Annotated in this window: 7 protein-coding genes; 4 read left to right on the top strand and 3 right to left on the bottom strand. The window is 70.5% G+C overall.

Annotated elements, in window-relative coordinates:
- The first annotated feature begins 539 nt into the window (after nucleotides 1-539).
- The 3 genes from ACFW6B_RS38055 (at nucleotide 540) to ACFW6B_RS38045 (ending at nucleotide 7,971) form a co-directional block, all read left to right on the top strand.
- Nucleotides 540-1,922: an alpha-amylase family protein gene (locus ACFW6B_RS38055; RefSeq protein ID WP_386603885.1), complete on the top strand. Its 1,383-nt coding sequence runs from the start codon at nucleotides 540-542 to the stop codon at nucleotides 1,920-1,922.
- 144 nt (nucleotides 1,923-2,066) lie between these two features.
- Entirely contained in the window at nucleotides 2,067-7,466 is a 5,400-nt protein-coding gene (pulA, locus tag ACFW6B_RS38050) for a pullulanase-type alpha-1,6-glucosidase (RefSeq protein ID WP_386603896.1), read from the top strand.
- Nucleotides 7,467-7,608: 142 nt separating this feature from the next.
- The gene (locus ACFW6B_RS38045; RefSeq protein ID WP_386603883.1) at nucleotides 7,609-7,971 is read left to right on the top strand and encodes a 5-carboxymethyl-2-hydroxymuconate Delta-isomerase; all 363 of its coding nucleotides are present in this window, start codon (nucleotides 7,609-7,611) and stop codon (nucleotides 7,969-7,971) included.
- 18 nt (nucleotides 7,972-7,989) lie between these two features.
- Here the strand turns inward: ACFW6B_RS38045 and ACFW6B_RS38040 are convergent, their stop codons facing one another.
- On the bottom strand, nucleotides 7,990-8,691 hold the full coding sequence (locus ACFW6B_RS38040; protein WP_386603881.1) for a TetR/AcrR family transcriptional regulator: 702 nt from the start codon (nucleotides 8,689-8,691) through the stop codon (nucleotides 7,990-7,992).
- 186 nt (nucleotides 8,692-8,877) lie between these two features.
- On the bottom strand, nucleotides 8,878-10,806 hold the full coding sequence (locus ACFW6B_RS38035; RefSeq protein WP_386603879.1) for a hypothetical protein: 1,929 nt from the start codon (nucleotides 10,804-10,806) through the stop codon (nucleotides 8,878-8,880).
- Between the two features lie 305 nt (nucleotides 10,807-11,111).
- Here ACFW6B_RS38035 and ACFW6B_RS38030 point away from each other — a divergent pair, with 305 nt between their 5' ends.
- Nucleotides 11,112-11,579, top strand: a complete 468-nt coding sequence (locus ACFW6B_RS38030; RefSeq protein ID WP_386603877.1) for a hypothetical protein — start codon at nucleotides 11,112-11,114, stop codon at nucleotides 11,577-11,579.
- A gap of 93 nt (nucleotides 11,580-11,672) precedes the next feature.
- On the opposite strand, the gene ACFW6B_RS38025 is transcribed toward ACFW6B_RS38030, so the two are convergent.
- Complete coding sequence (locus ACFW6B_RS38025; protein ID WP_386603875.1) at nucleotides 11,673-13,220, bottom strand: DUF1996 domain-containing protein; 1,548 nt, start codon at nucleotides 13,218-13,220, stop codon at nucleotides 11,673-11,675.
- Between the last annotated feature and the right edge of the window lie 22 nt (nucleotides 13,221-13,242).

The raw sequence follows: 13,242 nt of genomic DNA, 5'->3' as shown, positions 1-13,242 counted from the left end.
TGAGACAGCCCAGTTGTGACCGGGCTATCCACTTGAATGGTGCGACCTCGTGTCGCACGCGGAAGCTGTACCGAAGCTGCACGGCCATCACGCTACGCACCTGGGCATGGATAGGATCCCGAAGATCGGAACTGACCGACACCACGCTTTCGTAACGCATGTGACGTGACCTTCGTGACCGAGTTTCACGCGCCGGCGACCATAGTGCTGTCTGCGACACCGGTGTCCGCCGCCGCTGTCTGCTGGACGGACAGCGCGACCGGACTGTCGAGCGTCAGGGTGGCGTTCACCGGCAGCCAAAGGGCGGCCCCTTCTGCGTCGTAAGGACATCGGTCGTAAGGACATCGGGGATGCGGCTCCTCTCCGGATCGGTCAGCGCGGCCGCGGAGGTGCGGAGCTGACCCGTGTGGAGCGTGGGACCGGCCAAGGGGGCGCGTCAATAAGGGAGTTGGAAGTTCTTTCGACATCTTGCTGAAACATGATTGCAAGCGGTACGTTCCGATCCCCCCACCCGCACGACGTAGTGCAGGAGTACACACATGGCACGGAAGAAGCTTGCGGCCTCGTTCGCCCTCGTGGCGGGCCTGGCGGTCACGGTGGCCGTTCCCCCCGGTACGGCGGCGGCCTCGCCGCCCGGTACCAAGGACGTCACCGCCGTCATGTTCGAGTGGAAATTCGACTCGGTCGCCAAGGAATGCACCAACACGCTGGGCCCCGCCGGATACGGCTACGTCCAGGTGTCCCCGCCCGCCGAGCACATACAGGGCTCGCAGTGGTGGACCTCGTACCAGCCCGTGAGCTACAAGATCGCCGGAAGGCTCGGCGACGCCACCGCCTTCAGGAACATGGTCAACACCTGCCACGCGGCCGGTGTGAAGGTCGTGGCGGACACGGTGATCAACCACATGGCGGCCGGTTCCGGCACCGGCACGGGAGGCTCTTCGTACACGAAGTACAACTACCCGGGGCTCTACTCGTCCGCCGACATGGACAACTGCACCTCCAGCATCAGCGACTACACCAACCGCTCCAACGTCCAGAACTGCGAACTCGTCGGCCTCGCCGACCTGGACACCGGCGAGGACTACGTCCGCTCGGCCATCGCCGGATACATGAACACCCTGCTCGGCTACGGCGTCGACGGCTTCCGGGTCGACGCGGCCAAGCACATGCCGGCCGCCGACCTCGCCAACATCAAGTCCCGGCTGAGCAACACGTCCGTCTACTGGAAGCAGGAGGCCATCTACGGGGCGGGCGAGGCCGTCCAGCCCGCCGAGTACACCGGGACCGGCGACGTCCAGGAGTTCCGGTACGCCTACGACCTCAAGCGGGTTTTCAACAACGAGAACCTCGCCTACCTGAAGAACTACGGCGAGGGCTGGGGCTACATGAGCAGCTCGGTCGCGGGCGTCTTCGTGGACAACCACGACACGGAGCGCAACGGCTCGACGCTCAACTACAAGGACGGGGCGAACTACACCCTCGCCAACGTCTTCATGCTCGCCTACCCCTACGGCGCCCCCGACATCAACTCCGCCTACGAGTGGTCGAACATCGATGCCGGACCGCCCAACGGCGGTACCGTCAACGCCTGTTGGCAGGACGGCTGGAAGTGTCAGCACGCCTGGCCGGAGATCAAGTCGATGGTCGCCTTCCGCAACGCCACCCGGGGGCAAGCGCTTTCCAACTGGTGGGACAACGGTAACGACGCGATCGCCTTCGGCCGGGGCAGCAAGGGCTTCGTGGCCATCAACCACGAGAGCTCCTCGCTGAGCCGGACGTACAGCACCTCCCTGGCCGCGGGAACGTACTGCAACGTCCAGAACAACACGAGCATCACGGTCAACAGTTCGGGCCAGTTCACGGCGACGCTGGGCGCCAACACCGCACTCGCCATCTACGCGGGCAAGTCCAGCTGCTGAAAAGCCTTTCCGCATGTTGCAAGACTCTTGCTGTAAACCTTGCGTGAGCGATACGGTCACGCGGGCGTTAGGCATCGTGGCCGAAACGCTGCGCGGGGTCGGACCCGAGTACGCCGTAATCGCTAGGAGTTCACGACTGTGGACCTGATACCGAGAGGGACGGCGGGCCGCACCAGCCGTCCCAGGCTGCGGGCAGCCGTCCTCGCTGCCGCGCTGGCCGTATCGCTTGCGCAACCCCTTGTGGCGCGGGCCCAGATCCCGCCCGCACCGCCGTCGGACGCGAAGCTCGCCGCCGAGCCGTCACGGCACGACTCCACCCGTGACCAGTTCTACTTCGTCCTGCCGGATCGTTTCGCCAACGGCGACACGTCCAACGACAAGGGCGGACTGACCGGTTCCCGGCTGTCGACGGGTTACGACCCCACCGACAAGGGCTTCTACCAGGGCGGCGACCTCAAGGGCCTGACGAAGCGGCTCGACTACATCAAGGGCCTCGGCACCACCGCCATCTGGATGGCGCCGATCTTCAAGAACCAGCCCGTCCAGGGCACCGGCAAGGACGCCTCGGCCGCCTACCACGGCTACTGGATCACCGACTTCACCAAGGTCGACCCGCACTTCGGCACCAACAAGGACCTGGAGACGCTGATCTCCAAGGCCCACGCCAAGGGCATGAAGGTCTTCTTCGACGTCATCACCAACCACACCGCCGACGTCGTCGACTACGAGGAGAAGTCCTACAACTACCTCTCCAAGGGCGCCTTCCCGTACCTGACCAAGGACGGCAGGCCCTTCGACGACGCGGACTACGCGGACGGCAAGCACGCCTTCCCGTCCGTGGGCACCGGTTCCTTCCCCCGCACGCCGACGGTTCCCGCCGCGAAGAAGGACGTCAAGGTCCCGTCGTGGCTCAACGACACGACCATGTACACCAACCGCGGTGACTCCACCTACGCCGGCGAGTCCACCACCTACGGCGACTTCTCCGGCCTCGACGACCTGTGGACCGAGCGTCCCGAGGTCGTCAGCGGCATGGAGAAGATCTACGAGCGCTGGGTCCGCGACTTCGGCATCGACGGCTTCCGGATCGACACCGTCAAGCACGTGAACATGGAGTTCTGGACGCAGTGGGCGACCGCCCTCGACGCGTACGCCGCCAAGCAGGGGCGCAAGAACTTCTTCATGTTCGGCGAGGTCTACTCCGCCGACACCTCGATCACCTCGCCGTACGTCACCGAGGGCCGCCTCGACGCCACCCTCGACTTCCCCTTCCAGGACGCGGCCCGCTCCTACGCCTCGCAGGGCGGCAGCGCGCGGAAGCTCGCCTCCCTGTTCGCGGACGACTACAAGTACACGACCGACAAGGCCAACGCCTACGAGCAGGTCACCTTCCTCGGCAACCACGACATGGGCCGCATCGGGTACTTCCTGAACCAGGACAACCCGAAGGCGACCGACGCCGAACTGCTGAAGAAGGACAGGCTCGCCAACGAGCTGATGTTCCTCGGCCGCGGCAACCCCGTCGTCTACTACGGCGACGAGCAGGGCTTCACCGGCTCCGGCGGCGACAAGGACGCCCGCCAGCCGATGTTCGCCTCCAAGATCGCGGACTATCTCGACGACGACGAGATCGGCACCGACCGCACGGCCGCGAGCGACGCCTACGACACGAACGCGCCGCTCTACAAGACGATCAGCACCCTGTCCAAGCTCCGCAAGGACAACCCGGCCCTCGCCGACGGCGTCCAGACGGAGCGCTACGCCGCCGACGGCGCGGGCGTGTACGCCTTCTCCCGCACGGACGCGAAGACCGGCACCGAGTACGTGGTCGCCGTGAACAACGCGGACGAGGCGAAGCCGGCCACCTTCGCGACCGGTTCGGCGGACACGACCTTCCGGGCCGTGTACGGAACCTCGGCCTCGGTGAAGAGCGACGGCGACAAGAAGGTCACCGTCACCGTCCCGGCCGGTTCGGCGATCGTCCTCAAGGCCGCGGGCCGCCTCGCCGCCCCCGCGACCAAGCCCACGCTGACCCTGAAGGCCCCCGCCGCGGGCGCCACCGGCACCGTCGAACTCTCGGCGGACGTCACGGGCGGACAGCTCGACCGGGTCGTCTTCGCCGCCCAGACCGGCAACGGCACGTGGCGCGTCCTCGGCTCCGCCGACCACGCCCCGTACAAGGTCACCCAGGTCATCGGCGAGGACGTACCGGCCGGAACCGCCCTGCGCTACAAGGCCGTCGTCGTCGACTCGGCCGGACGCACCGCGAGCGCGACGGCCCAGTCCACCACCGGCGCCGTGCCCGCCCCGGAGGCCCCGACGGCCTCCTCGCGCGACTACGCGGTCGTCCACTACAAGCGCGCCGACGGCGACTACACCGACTGGCGCCTGTACGCCTGGGGCGACATCGCCGACGGCGAGTCCACCCCCTGGCCGGCCGGTCACGACTTCATCGGCCGGGACGCCTACGGCGCCTTCGCCTACGTGAAGCTGAAGCCCGGAGCCTCCAGCGTCGGCTTCCTCGTCATCGACAAGGACGGCAACAAGGACGTCGCGAGCGACCGCACGATCGACGTCACCAAGACCGGCGAGGTCTGGGTCGAGCAGGGCAAGGACACCGTCCTGACCGAGCAGCCCGACCTGCCCGCCCAGGACAAGACCAAGGCCGTCGTCCACTACCACCGCGCCGACGGCGACTACACCGGCTGGGGCCTGCACACCTGGACCGGGGCCGCGACGCCCACGGACTGGACGAAGCCCCTGGAGCCGACGCGCACCGACGCCTACGGAGCCGTCTTCGAGGTGCCGCTCGCCGAGGGCGCCGACAGCCTCAGCTACATCATCCACAAGGGCGACGACAAGGACCTGCCCACCGACCAGTCCCTGGACCTCACGGCCAACGGCCACGAGGTGTGGCTGCTCGGCGGCCAGGAGAAGTACCTGCTGCCGCAGCCCAAGGGCAGCGCGGCCGCGCTCGACCTGACCACCTCCAAGGCGGTCTGGATCGACCGGTACACGGTCGCCTGGAACGGCTCCGAGGCCGCCGTCTCCACCCAGCTCCTCTCCTCCCGCGACGGCTCGATCACCGTCAAGGACGGCGGGCTGACCAGCGACGACGAGCGCTGGCTGCGGCTGGAGAAGAGCACCCTCACCGACGCCCAGAAGGCGAAGTACCCCCACCTGAAGGCGTACACCGCCTGGTCCGTCGACCCGCGCGACCGCGACCGGGTGCGCTCCGCGCTCGGCGGCCAGCTCGTCGCCTCGCAGCGGGCCGCGAACGGCGCCGTGCTCGCGGCGACCGGCGTGCAGATCGCCGGCGTCCTCGACGACCTGTACGACGCGACGAAGGCGCACCTCGGACCGGTCTTCCGCGACGGTGTCCCCACCCTCTCGGTGTGGGCCCCGACCGCGCAGTCGGTGAGCCTCGACCTCGACGGCTCCACCGTCGCCATGAAGCGCGACCCCGCCACCGGCGTCTGGTCCGTGACCGGAAAGAAGTCCTGGACGGGCAAGCCCTACCGCTACGTCGTGAAGGTGTGGGCGCCGAGCGTCCGGAAGGTCGTCACCAACAAGGTGACCGACCCGTACTCGGTGGCCCTGACCACCGACTCCGAGCGCAGCCTGGTCGTCGACCTCGGTGCCAGGTCCCTGGCCCCGTCCGGCTGGTCCGGGCTCAAGAAGCCCAAGGCCGTGCCGCTGAAGGACGCGCAGATCCAGGAGCTGCATGTCCGGGACTTCTCCGTGGCCGACAAGACGGTCCCGGCGAAGGACAAGGGCACCTACCTGGCCTTCACCGACAAGGGCAGCGACGGCTCCAAGCACCTGAAGGCGCTGGCCAAGTCCGGCACCTCGTACGTGCACCTGCTGCCCGCCTTCGACATCGCCACCATCGCGGAGAAGAAGGCCGACCAGAAGAGCCCCGACTGCGACCTGGCCTCCTACGCCGCCGACTCCGACAAGCAGCAGGAGTGCGTGGCGAAGACCGCCGCGAAGGACGCCTACAACTGGGGCTACGACCCGTACCACTACACGGTCCCGGAAGGCTCCTACGCCACCGACCCGGACGGCACGGCCCGTACCGTGCAGTTCCGCCAGATGGTCAAGGCGCTCAACGAGGACGGCCTCAGGGTCGTCATGGACGTGGTCTACAACCACACCGCCGCGAGCGGCCAGGCCGACACCAGCGTCCTCGACAAGACCGTCCCCGGCTACTACCAGCGGCTCCTCGCCGACGGCAGCGTCGCCAACTCCACCTGCTGCTCCAACACGGCGACCGAGAACGCCATGATGGGCAAGCTGGTCGTCGACTCGATCGTCACCTGGGCCAAGGAGTACAAGGTCGACGGCTTCCGCTTCGACCTCATGGGACACCACCCCAAGGCCAACATCCTCGCGGTCAGGAAGGCCCTCGACGCGCTCACCGTCGCCGAGGACGGCGTCGACGGCAAGAAGATCGTCCTGTACGGCGAGGGCTGGAACTTCGGCGAGGTCGCCGACGACGCCCGGTTCGTCCAGGCCACCCAGAAGAACATGGCGGGGACGGGCATCGCGACCTTCTCCGACCGTGCCCGTGACGCCGTCCGCGGCGGCGGCCCCTTCGACTCCGACCCCGGGATCCAGGGCTTCGCCTCGGGCCTGTACACCGACCCCAACTCCTCCACCGCCAACGGCACCCCGGCCGAGCAGAAGGCCCGCCTGCTGCACTACCAGGACCTCATCAAGGTCGGCCTGGCCGGCAACCTGGCGGCGTACCGCTTCACCGACACCGCCGGCAAGGAGGTCAAGGGCTCCGAGGTCGACTACAACGGCCAGCCCGCGGGCTACGCGGCGGCTCCCGGCGACGCGCTCGCCTACGCCGACGCGCACGACAACGAGTCGCTGTTCGACGCGCTGACGTACAAGCTGCCCGCGGCCACCAGCGCCGCCGACCGGGCCCGGATGCAGGTCCTGGCGATGGCGACGGCCACCCTCTCACAGGGTCCGTCCCTCTCCCAGGCCGGCTCCGACCTGCTGCGCTCCAAGTCGCTCGACCGCAACTCCTTCGACAGCGGCGACTGGTTCAACGCGATCCACTGGGACTGCCGGGACGGCAACGGATTCGGGCGCGGGCTGCCGGCGGCCGCCGACAACACCTCGAAGTGGCCGTACGCCAAGCCGCTGCTGACCTCCGTCGAGGTGGGCTGCGGGCAGATCGACGGCGCCTCGGCCGCCTTCCGGGACCTGCAGCGGATCCGTACGGGCGAGAAGGTCTTCTCGCTCTCCACGGCCGCCCAGGTGCAGTCGCAGCTCTCCTTCCCGCTGTCGGGCAAGGACGAGACCCCGGGGGTGATCACCGCGCGCCTCGGCGACCTGGTGATCGTCTTCAACGCGACCCCGGAGAAGCAGAAGCAGACCGTCGGCTCGCTGGCCGGGACGGCGTACGCGCTGCACCCGGCGCAGGCGGCGGGCGCGGACGCGGTCGTCAAGTCCTCGTCCTACGCCAGGGGAACGGGCTCCTTCACCGTTCCGGCCCGCACGGTGGCGGTGTTCACCCGGACCCCGTGACGGCGGCCCGGCCCTCTGACGCGGCCTGACCCGGTGGGGGCGGAGCCGGACACCCGGAGCACATCCGGGACCGGTTCCGCCCCCGCCGTCGTTCCTGCGCCGGTACTAGGGTGACCGGGAGACCCCCGGAACAGGAGCCCCCATGCCGCAGATCACCGTCGAGTTCTCCCCGGCGCTCGACCACGTCGACTGGCGCGCGTTCGCGCTCGCGCTGCACCCCGTGGTCGTCGAGACGGCCGCCGCGCGGCTGGAGGCGTGCAAGACGCGCACGCTGCGGACCGCGGACGAGGTCGTGGGCGACGTGGTGGGGGGCGGTACCGGCCCGGCCGTCGTGAACGTCACGCTCGCGCTGCTGGCCGGCCGCAGCGACGAGACCAAGGCGAAGCTGTCCGAGGCCACGCTGGAGCTGCTGAGGAAGCACATCGAGCCCGTCGACGGGGTCACGCTGCACGTCTCCGCCGAGGTGCGCGACCTCGACCCGTCCTACCGCAAGTTCGAGGAGTAGTCCCCGAGCCCCGGCGCCTCAGCCCCGGGGCGGCCCGGCGAGCGCGAGCAGCCGGACGGCGAGGCCGGTGAACGGTCCGTCGCCCGGCTCGTCCCGGAGCGCCTCGCGCAGCAGCGCCGCGAGCTCAGGGTCGTGGGCGGCGCTCACCGCGGCCAGGGCCGCGAAGTCGTGCACGAGCTGCACCTCCAGCTCGCCGCGCGGGATCCGCCGTCCGTCCAGCCAGATCAGCGCGGTCGACTCGACGAGCGAGATCCAGGAGCGGATCACCAGCTCCAGCCGGGCGGGCGGGTCCTCGACGTCCAGGTGCGACAGGATCTGCACGTAGGCCGCCTGACGTACGCCGTCCACGAGCGCGTTGGTGGTCGACGAGCCGACGGCCGGGCCGCCCCGCATCAGCGCGGCGAAACCGGGCCCGTGGTCGTCCACGAAGTCGAAGAAGCGGCGCATCACCCGCAGCAGCCGAGCTCCCAGCGGGCCCTCGCGGGGCTCCACGAAGCGGCCCGCGAGGTCGTCGGAGGCGCGCTGCAACGCCGCTTCGTACAGGCTGATCTTGCCCGGGAAGTAGTGGTACACCAGCGGTCGCGAGATGCCCGCGGCCGAGGCTATCTCGTCGATGGAGACCTCGTCGGGCGAGCGTCGGCTGAACAGTTCGAGGGCGACGCCGATCAACTGCTGCCGTCGCTCCTCGACACCCATCCTGCGGCGTACCCCGGTTGTCATGCGGACACCTTACCGACCGGATCCGGCCCGGTCAGGGCCGGTCCGTGCGACGGACGTTCACATCTCCGACACGATTCGCCCACCTCGTGCCGGGCCGTGCCGGCCCCGGCCGGGGACCGGGGTCGGGGCGGGCGGACGGGGCGGGCGGCCGGGGCGCGGCGGCCTGCCGGAGGCGTGCGGCCGCGTTCAGCGCAGCCCAGTGACGCTCCGGCCGTCCGTCAGCCTCCCCTTCAGCTCGGCGCGCGCTCCCTGCCTCGCCCGCACGGTGAGCAGGGGGCCCGCCGCGGAGCCGCGCACCCCGCCCGTCGCCTCCACCGAGGCCGTGCCCCTGCTGCCGGCCGCGAGGAGGTACCACGTCCCCGCCCCCGACTTCCACAGCACGCCGGCCAGCACCTGCGGATCACGGGAGCCGCAGGCCGGGGAGTTCCCGGCCTGCGCGACGACCGCCCCGTACCTCCCGCCCGGGGTGTGGAACTGGGCCGCCACCCGGGTGCCGCCGCCGCGCCAGGTGTCGGCACGCGTACACACCCAGGCGGCCGATCCGCTTCCGTCGGGCAGCGGCTGGCGCGCGTACTCCCAGGCGTTCACCGTCCGCACGCCCTGTGAGCGCGCGGAGGCCAGCGAGCACGCGAAGGGCGCCCACTCCCGCAGGCCCCGCGCTCCCGCGGCCTCCTGGGGCGCGGTCGGCCGGCCCGCGGTGAGGTGGGCCGGGATCAGCTCGCCGAGGTCGGTCAGCAGCCGGGTGCCCGAGGCGTCCTCGACCTGGAGCACGTTCCACGACGTGCACGCGCCGGTCCCGGGCGGCCCGGCCAGCGGTGAGGTGGAGCCGTCCGCGGACAGGGTGAGGTCCATCGCCCCCGCGGAGGGCTTCAGCAGGTCACGCTCGGCGGCTCCGGTCACCCAGGGCGCGGTCAGATAGCGGACGTTGCCGTCGGTCCGGCCCAGCAGCACGGCGCTCGCGCCGGCCCGGCCCGCCCCGTCGGCCCGCGCGAAGTCGAGGGCCGCGCCGCCCGTGCCGTTCCTCGGCTCGGCGTAGCGCGCGATGCGCAGACCGTCGTGGAGGAGCACCACACGGGCCTGGTCGACGTCGCCCGCGTACAGCAGCTGGGGCGGGCCGGGCGGAGCGCCGGAGGGCGTGCCGGGCGTGGCCGAGACCTGGACGGACCCGCCGGGCCGGGCCCAGACGGCGAGCGCGCGGCGCAGCAGGGCGGAGTCGTGGACGAGGGCGCCGCGCGCGGGCCAGACGGAGAAGTCGGTGCGCGCGGAGGACTCCCAGGCCGCGGGCGCCACCCGTTGCAGCCTGGCCGGGTCGAGCGCGGCCTCGGCGGCCGGGTTCCGCGCGTAGGAGGGGGCCGCGGCGCCGTCCGGGCCCCAGCCGTCGCCCGGCAGGGCGAGCAGCGCGCCGCACACGGCCACGGCGGCCGTGGCGACGAGCGCGGCCTTCGTGCGCTGTCTGCGCCGGATCAGGTCGGTGGGCCGGGCCTGCAGCGAGCAGGGGTCGAACTCGGGGGAGCCGAGCAGCGCGTCCCGCGCCTCGACGCCGGAAGCCTCCTCGATCGCCGCGGCCGGGTCGGCGACGCCCGCGGCCGCCAGCTCCTGGCGCAGCCGAGGGTCGGACAGCTTCTCCAGACCGCGCAGCACGTACGCGGCGCGGGCGGGTGCCGGGAGGGCGGACAGCCTTTGTTCCAGGGCGAGTTCGTCGGCTCCGCCCGAGCGCGGGAAGAGCCGCAGGCCCCACACCTGGGGGAGGAGGGGCGGAAGCCGGTACCGCCCGGGCCACGCCCGCCGCTTCGGCGGCAGCCCCGCCCCCAGTGCCGCGCGCACCACCTGGAGGCGTACGAAGGTGTAGCCCGGGTCGCCGTCACGGCCGCCGCCGCTCTGCTGGGAGGGGATCACCGAGGCGTCGCCCCCCGCCCTGCCCCGCGGCAGCGCGCGCTGGGTGAGGGCGTGCGCGGTCAGCACGCGCCGGTTGCGGCCGAGGTCCGGCGGGAGCATCAGGTAGGCGAGCCGGACCAGCCGCGGATAGTGCTCGACGAGCGCGGCCTCGGCCTGCTCGACGTCGACGACAGCTCCGGAGGAGGGTGCGGGGCGCGGGGCGACATCCTGTGACTGCACGTTCAGCAGAACGAGCGAATCGGCGGATGGTCACCGGCCCCGCGGCGAAGTCGGTCCGCGGGCCTGACGGCCCGCCCGTCCGGCAGGGAGATCCTGGCGTCGAAGCGGTCCCAGGCCGCCGCCGTACGCTCTTCCCAGTCTTCGTCCACGGGTGCCGGCCTCGCACAGCCGTGTCCCCCGCGGCACCGGGTTCCCCGCCCGCGGCGGGGGCGGATTGAGCAGTGGGCGGCCCGGAGCCGTATCGAAGGCAGAGCCCCTGCCGGGGCTCTTCTCGGCGTGAAAGCCGACAGGTACCGGAGGAACGTATGAGGTTGACACGCGGGAAGCTTCTGGCCGGGGCGGCCGTGGCCGCTCTGCTGGCGCTGACGGGCTGCGGCGGCGGATCGGACGACGGGGGCGCGGCGGCGAAGAAATCCGTCCCGCCCACGGCGACCGGCAGTCTGGAGGAGCTGGCCGCCGAGGTGAAGTGCAAGCCGAGCATCCAGACCGACGCGGACGAGATCCGTCAGGGCGTCTGCAAGATCAGCACCGGCAAGTTCATCCTGGCGACCTTCGCCACCGACCGCGGCCAGCGCGAGTGGCTCGACGGGGCCAAGGACTACGGCGGCTCGTACCTCGTGGGCGCCAAGTGGATCGCCGTCGGGGACCAGAAGATGGTCACGACGCTGCGCGGCCGGCTCGGCGGGACCCTTGAGCAGGGGGCCTCGCACCACTCGGGAGGCGGCGGTGACGCGGGGACCGGGACCGGGCACTCCGGTCATCACAGCGGCTGACCGGGCGGGACCCGGGACAGCGAGAAGGCCGGTGACGGGGGATCCCGCCACCGGCCTTCTCAGTGGGTCACTCGCGACACCGACCGCTGTGGGTCACCTGCAGCGCTGACCGTTGTTGATGCAGTTGACCATCTTCGTCATCAGCTTGTCGTCGAAGACGTTGATGAAGTCGTCGTGGTCGGTCGAGGGCTTGTGCAGCTGCTCGGGGAAGCCGTCCACCGCGTAGGCGTTCTTGATCTGCCCGTTGGTGAGGGTCGGAGCCTGGAAGTTGTAGACCAGGCGCATCGTGAGCTGCGGGATGGCCTTGAAGCCGTTGGCGCAGTTGCCCTGGGCGTCGGCGAAGGCCACGTGCGTACGGTGGTTCGCGCTGTCGGCGTTCACCCCGTCCCAGCAGCTCTGGAAGGCGAAGGTGCGGACCACGTTGCTGCCCCGCGGGCAGATCGGGTACTGCGCCGTCAGCTGCACCTTGTTCTCGAAGCCGGTGCAGCTCCAGTGCGCGTTGGCGTTCGCCAGACCGTTGGTCGTGGTCTTCGCGTCACCGGTGATGATGCGCAGGAACTTCGGCATCGCGACGACCTTGCTCTTCGCGTTGCCGACGAACTTGATCTGCGCCTGCCGCACCTGCTGGATCTTGCCGACGTTGAGTTCCTTGCCACCGCCGTCGTTGTTCTGGTCGAAGTCCTGCGTACCGTTCTGGATACGCACGACCGGCCAGTAGTACGACGACTTGTCGCCCTGGTTCGAGCAGGAGGTCTGGGCGGCGGCGAAGGTGTCGTTGGTGGCGAAGGCGTCGTTCGACTGGTTGCCGACGTAGTCGTGGAGGTGGTGCGCACCGTTGGTGACACCGGGCGCCACGATCACGTTGTCCGTGTTGAACTTCTTGTTCGCGTTGACACCGCAGGAGCTGCTGAACGTACCGGCCGAACCGCCGGCCTGGGTACGGGCCTTGGCGGGAACGTTCGGCTGGACCTTCGTGATGTCGACGAAGTCGGCCGCGACCGGGCCGTTGCCGGCCTGTCCGCCGTTGCCCGCCTGCGCGCCGCCGCCGTTCGCCGGGGCGCTCGCGCTCGCGGAGGCACCCGCGCCGGCGCCGCCGCCGTTCGCAGGGGCGCTCGCGCTCGCGGACGGGGCCGCCGTGGCGCCGCCGTTGTTCTGGCCGCCGTTCTGGCCGCCGGCCGGCTGTCCCGTGCAGGTGGAGAGCCCGTCGAGCCAGCCCGGAGCCTTGCCGCCCGCGCGGTTGATCTCCAGCTTGATCCGGTCGATGATCACCGACCGGTTCTGCTTCAGCGGCGTGAGGATGGAGTTCTGGACGAAGCTCGCGTCCCTCGTCTGCGCGTCACGCGTGGTCGCGAGGCGCTGGTAGGCGGCGGTGATCTGCTGGTCGAGCGTCGCCAGCTCCCCGTCGACCTCGCCACGCGCCTGGTTCGGGACGTTGGACAGCTTCTGGCCCACGTCCGGGCACTTGATGGTGGCGACCTGCGCCCCCGCGGCCCTGGTGGTGTTCCGGCCCGAGTTGCTCTCGTCTGCCGAGGCGTAGAAATTCGCCCAGACCAGCCCACCCCCGCCGATCGCGAGCGCTGCCGACGCCGCAACGGCGCGAACGGCCAGCGGCGAACGTCGTTTTCGAATGTTGCGTCCCATGGAACTCCTCTGACTTCCTTGC

The organism is Streptomyces sp. NPDC058751 (assembly GCF_042746485.1).
Classification (GTDB): domain Bacteria; phylum Actinomycetota; class Actinomycetes; order Streptomycetales; family Streptomycetaceae; genus Streptomyces.
This window is presented reverse-complemented; position numbering and strand designations above follow the sequence as displayed.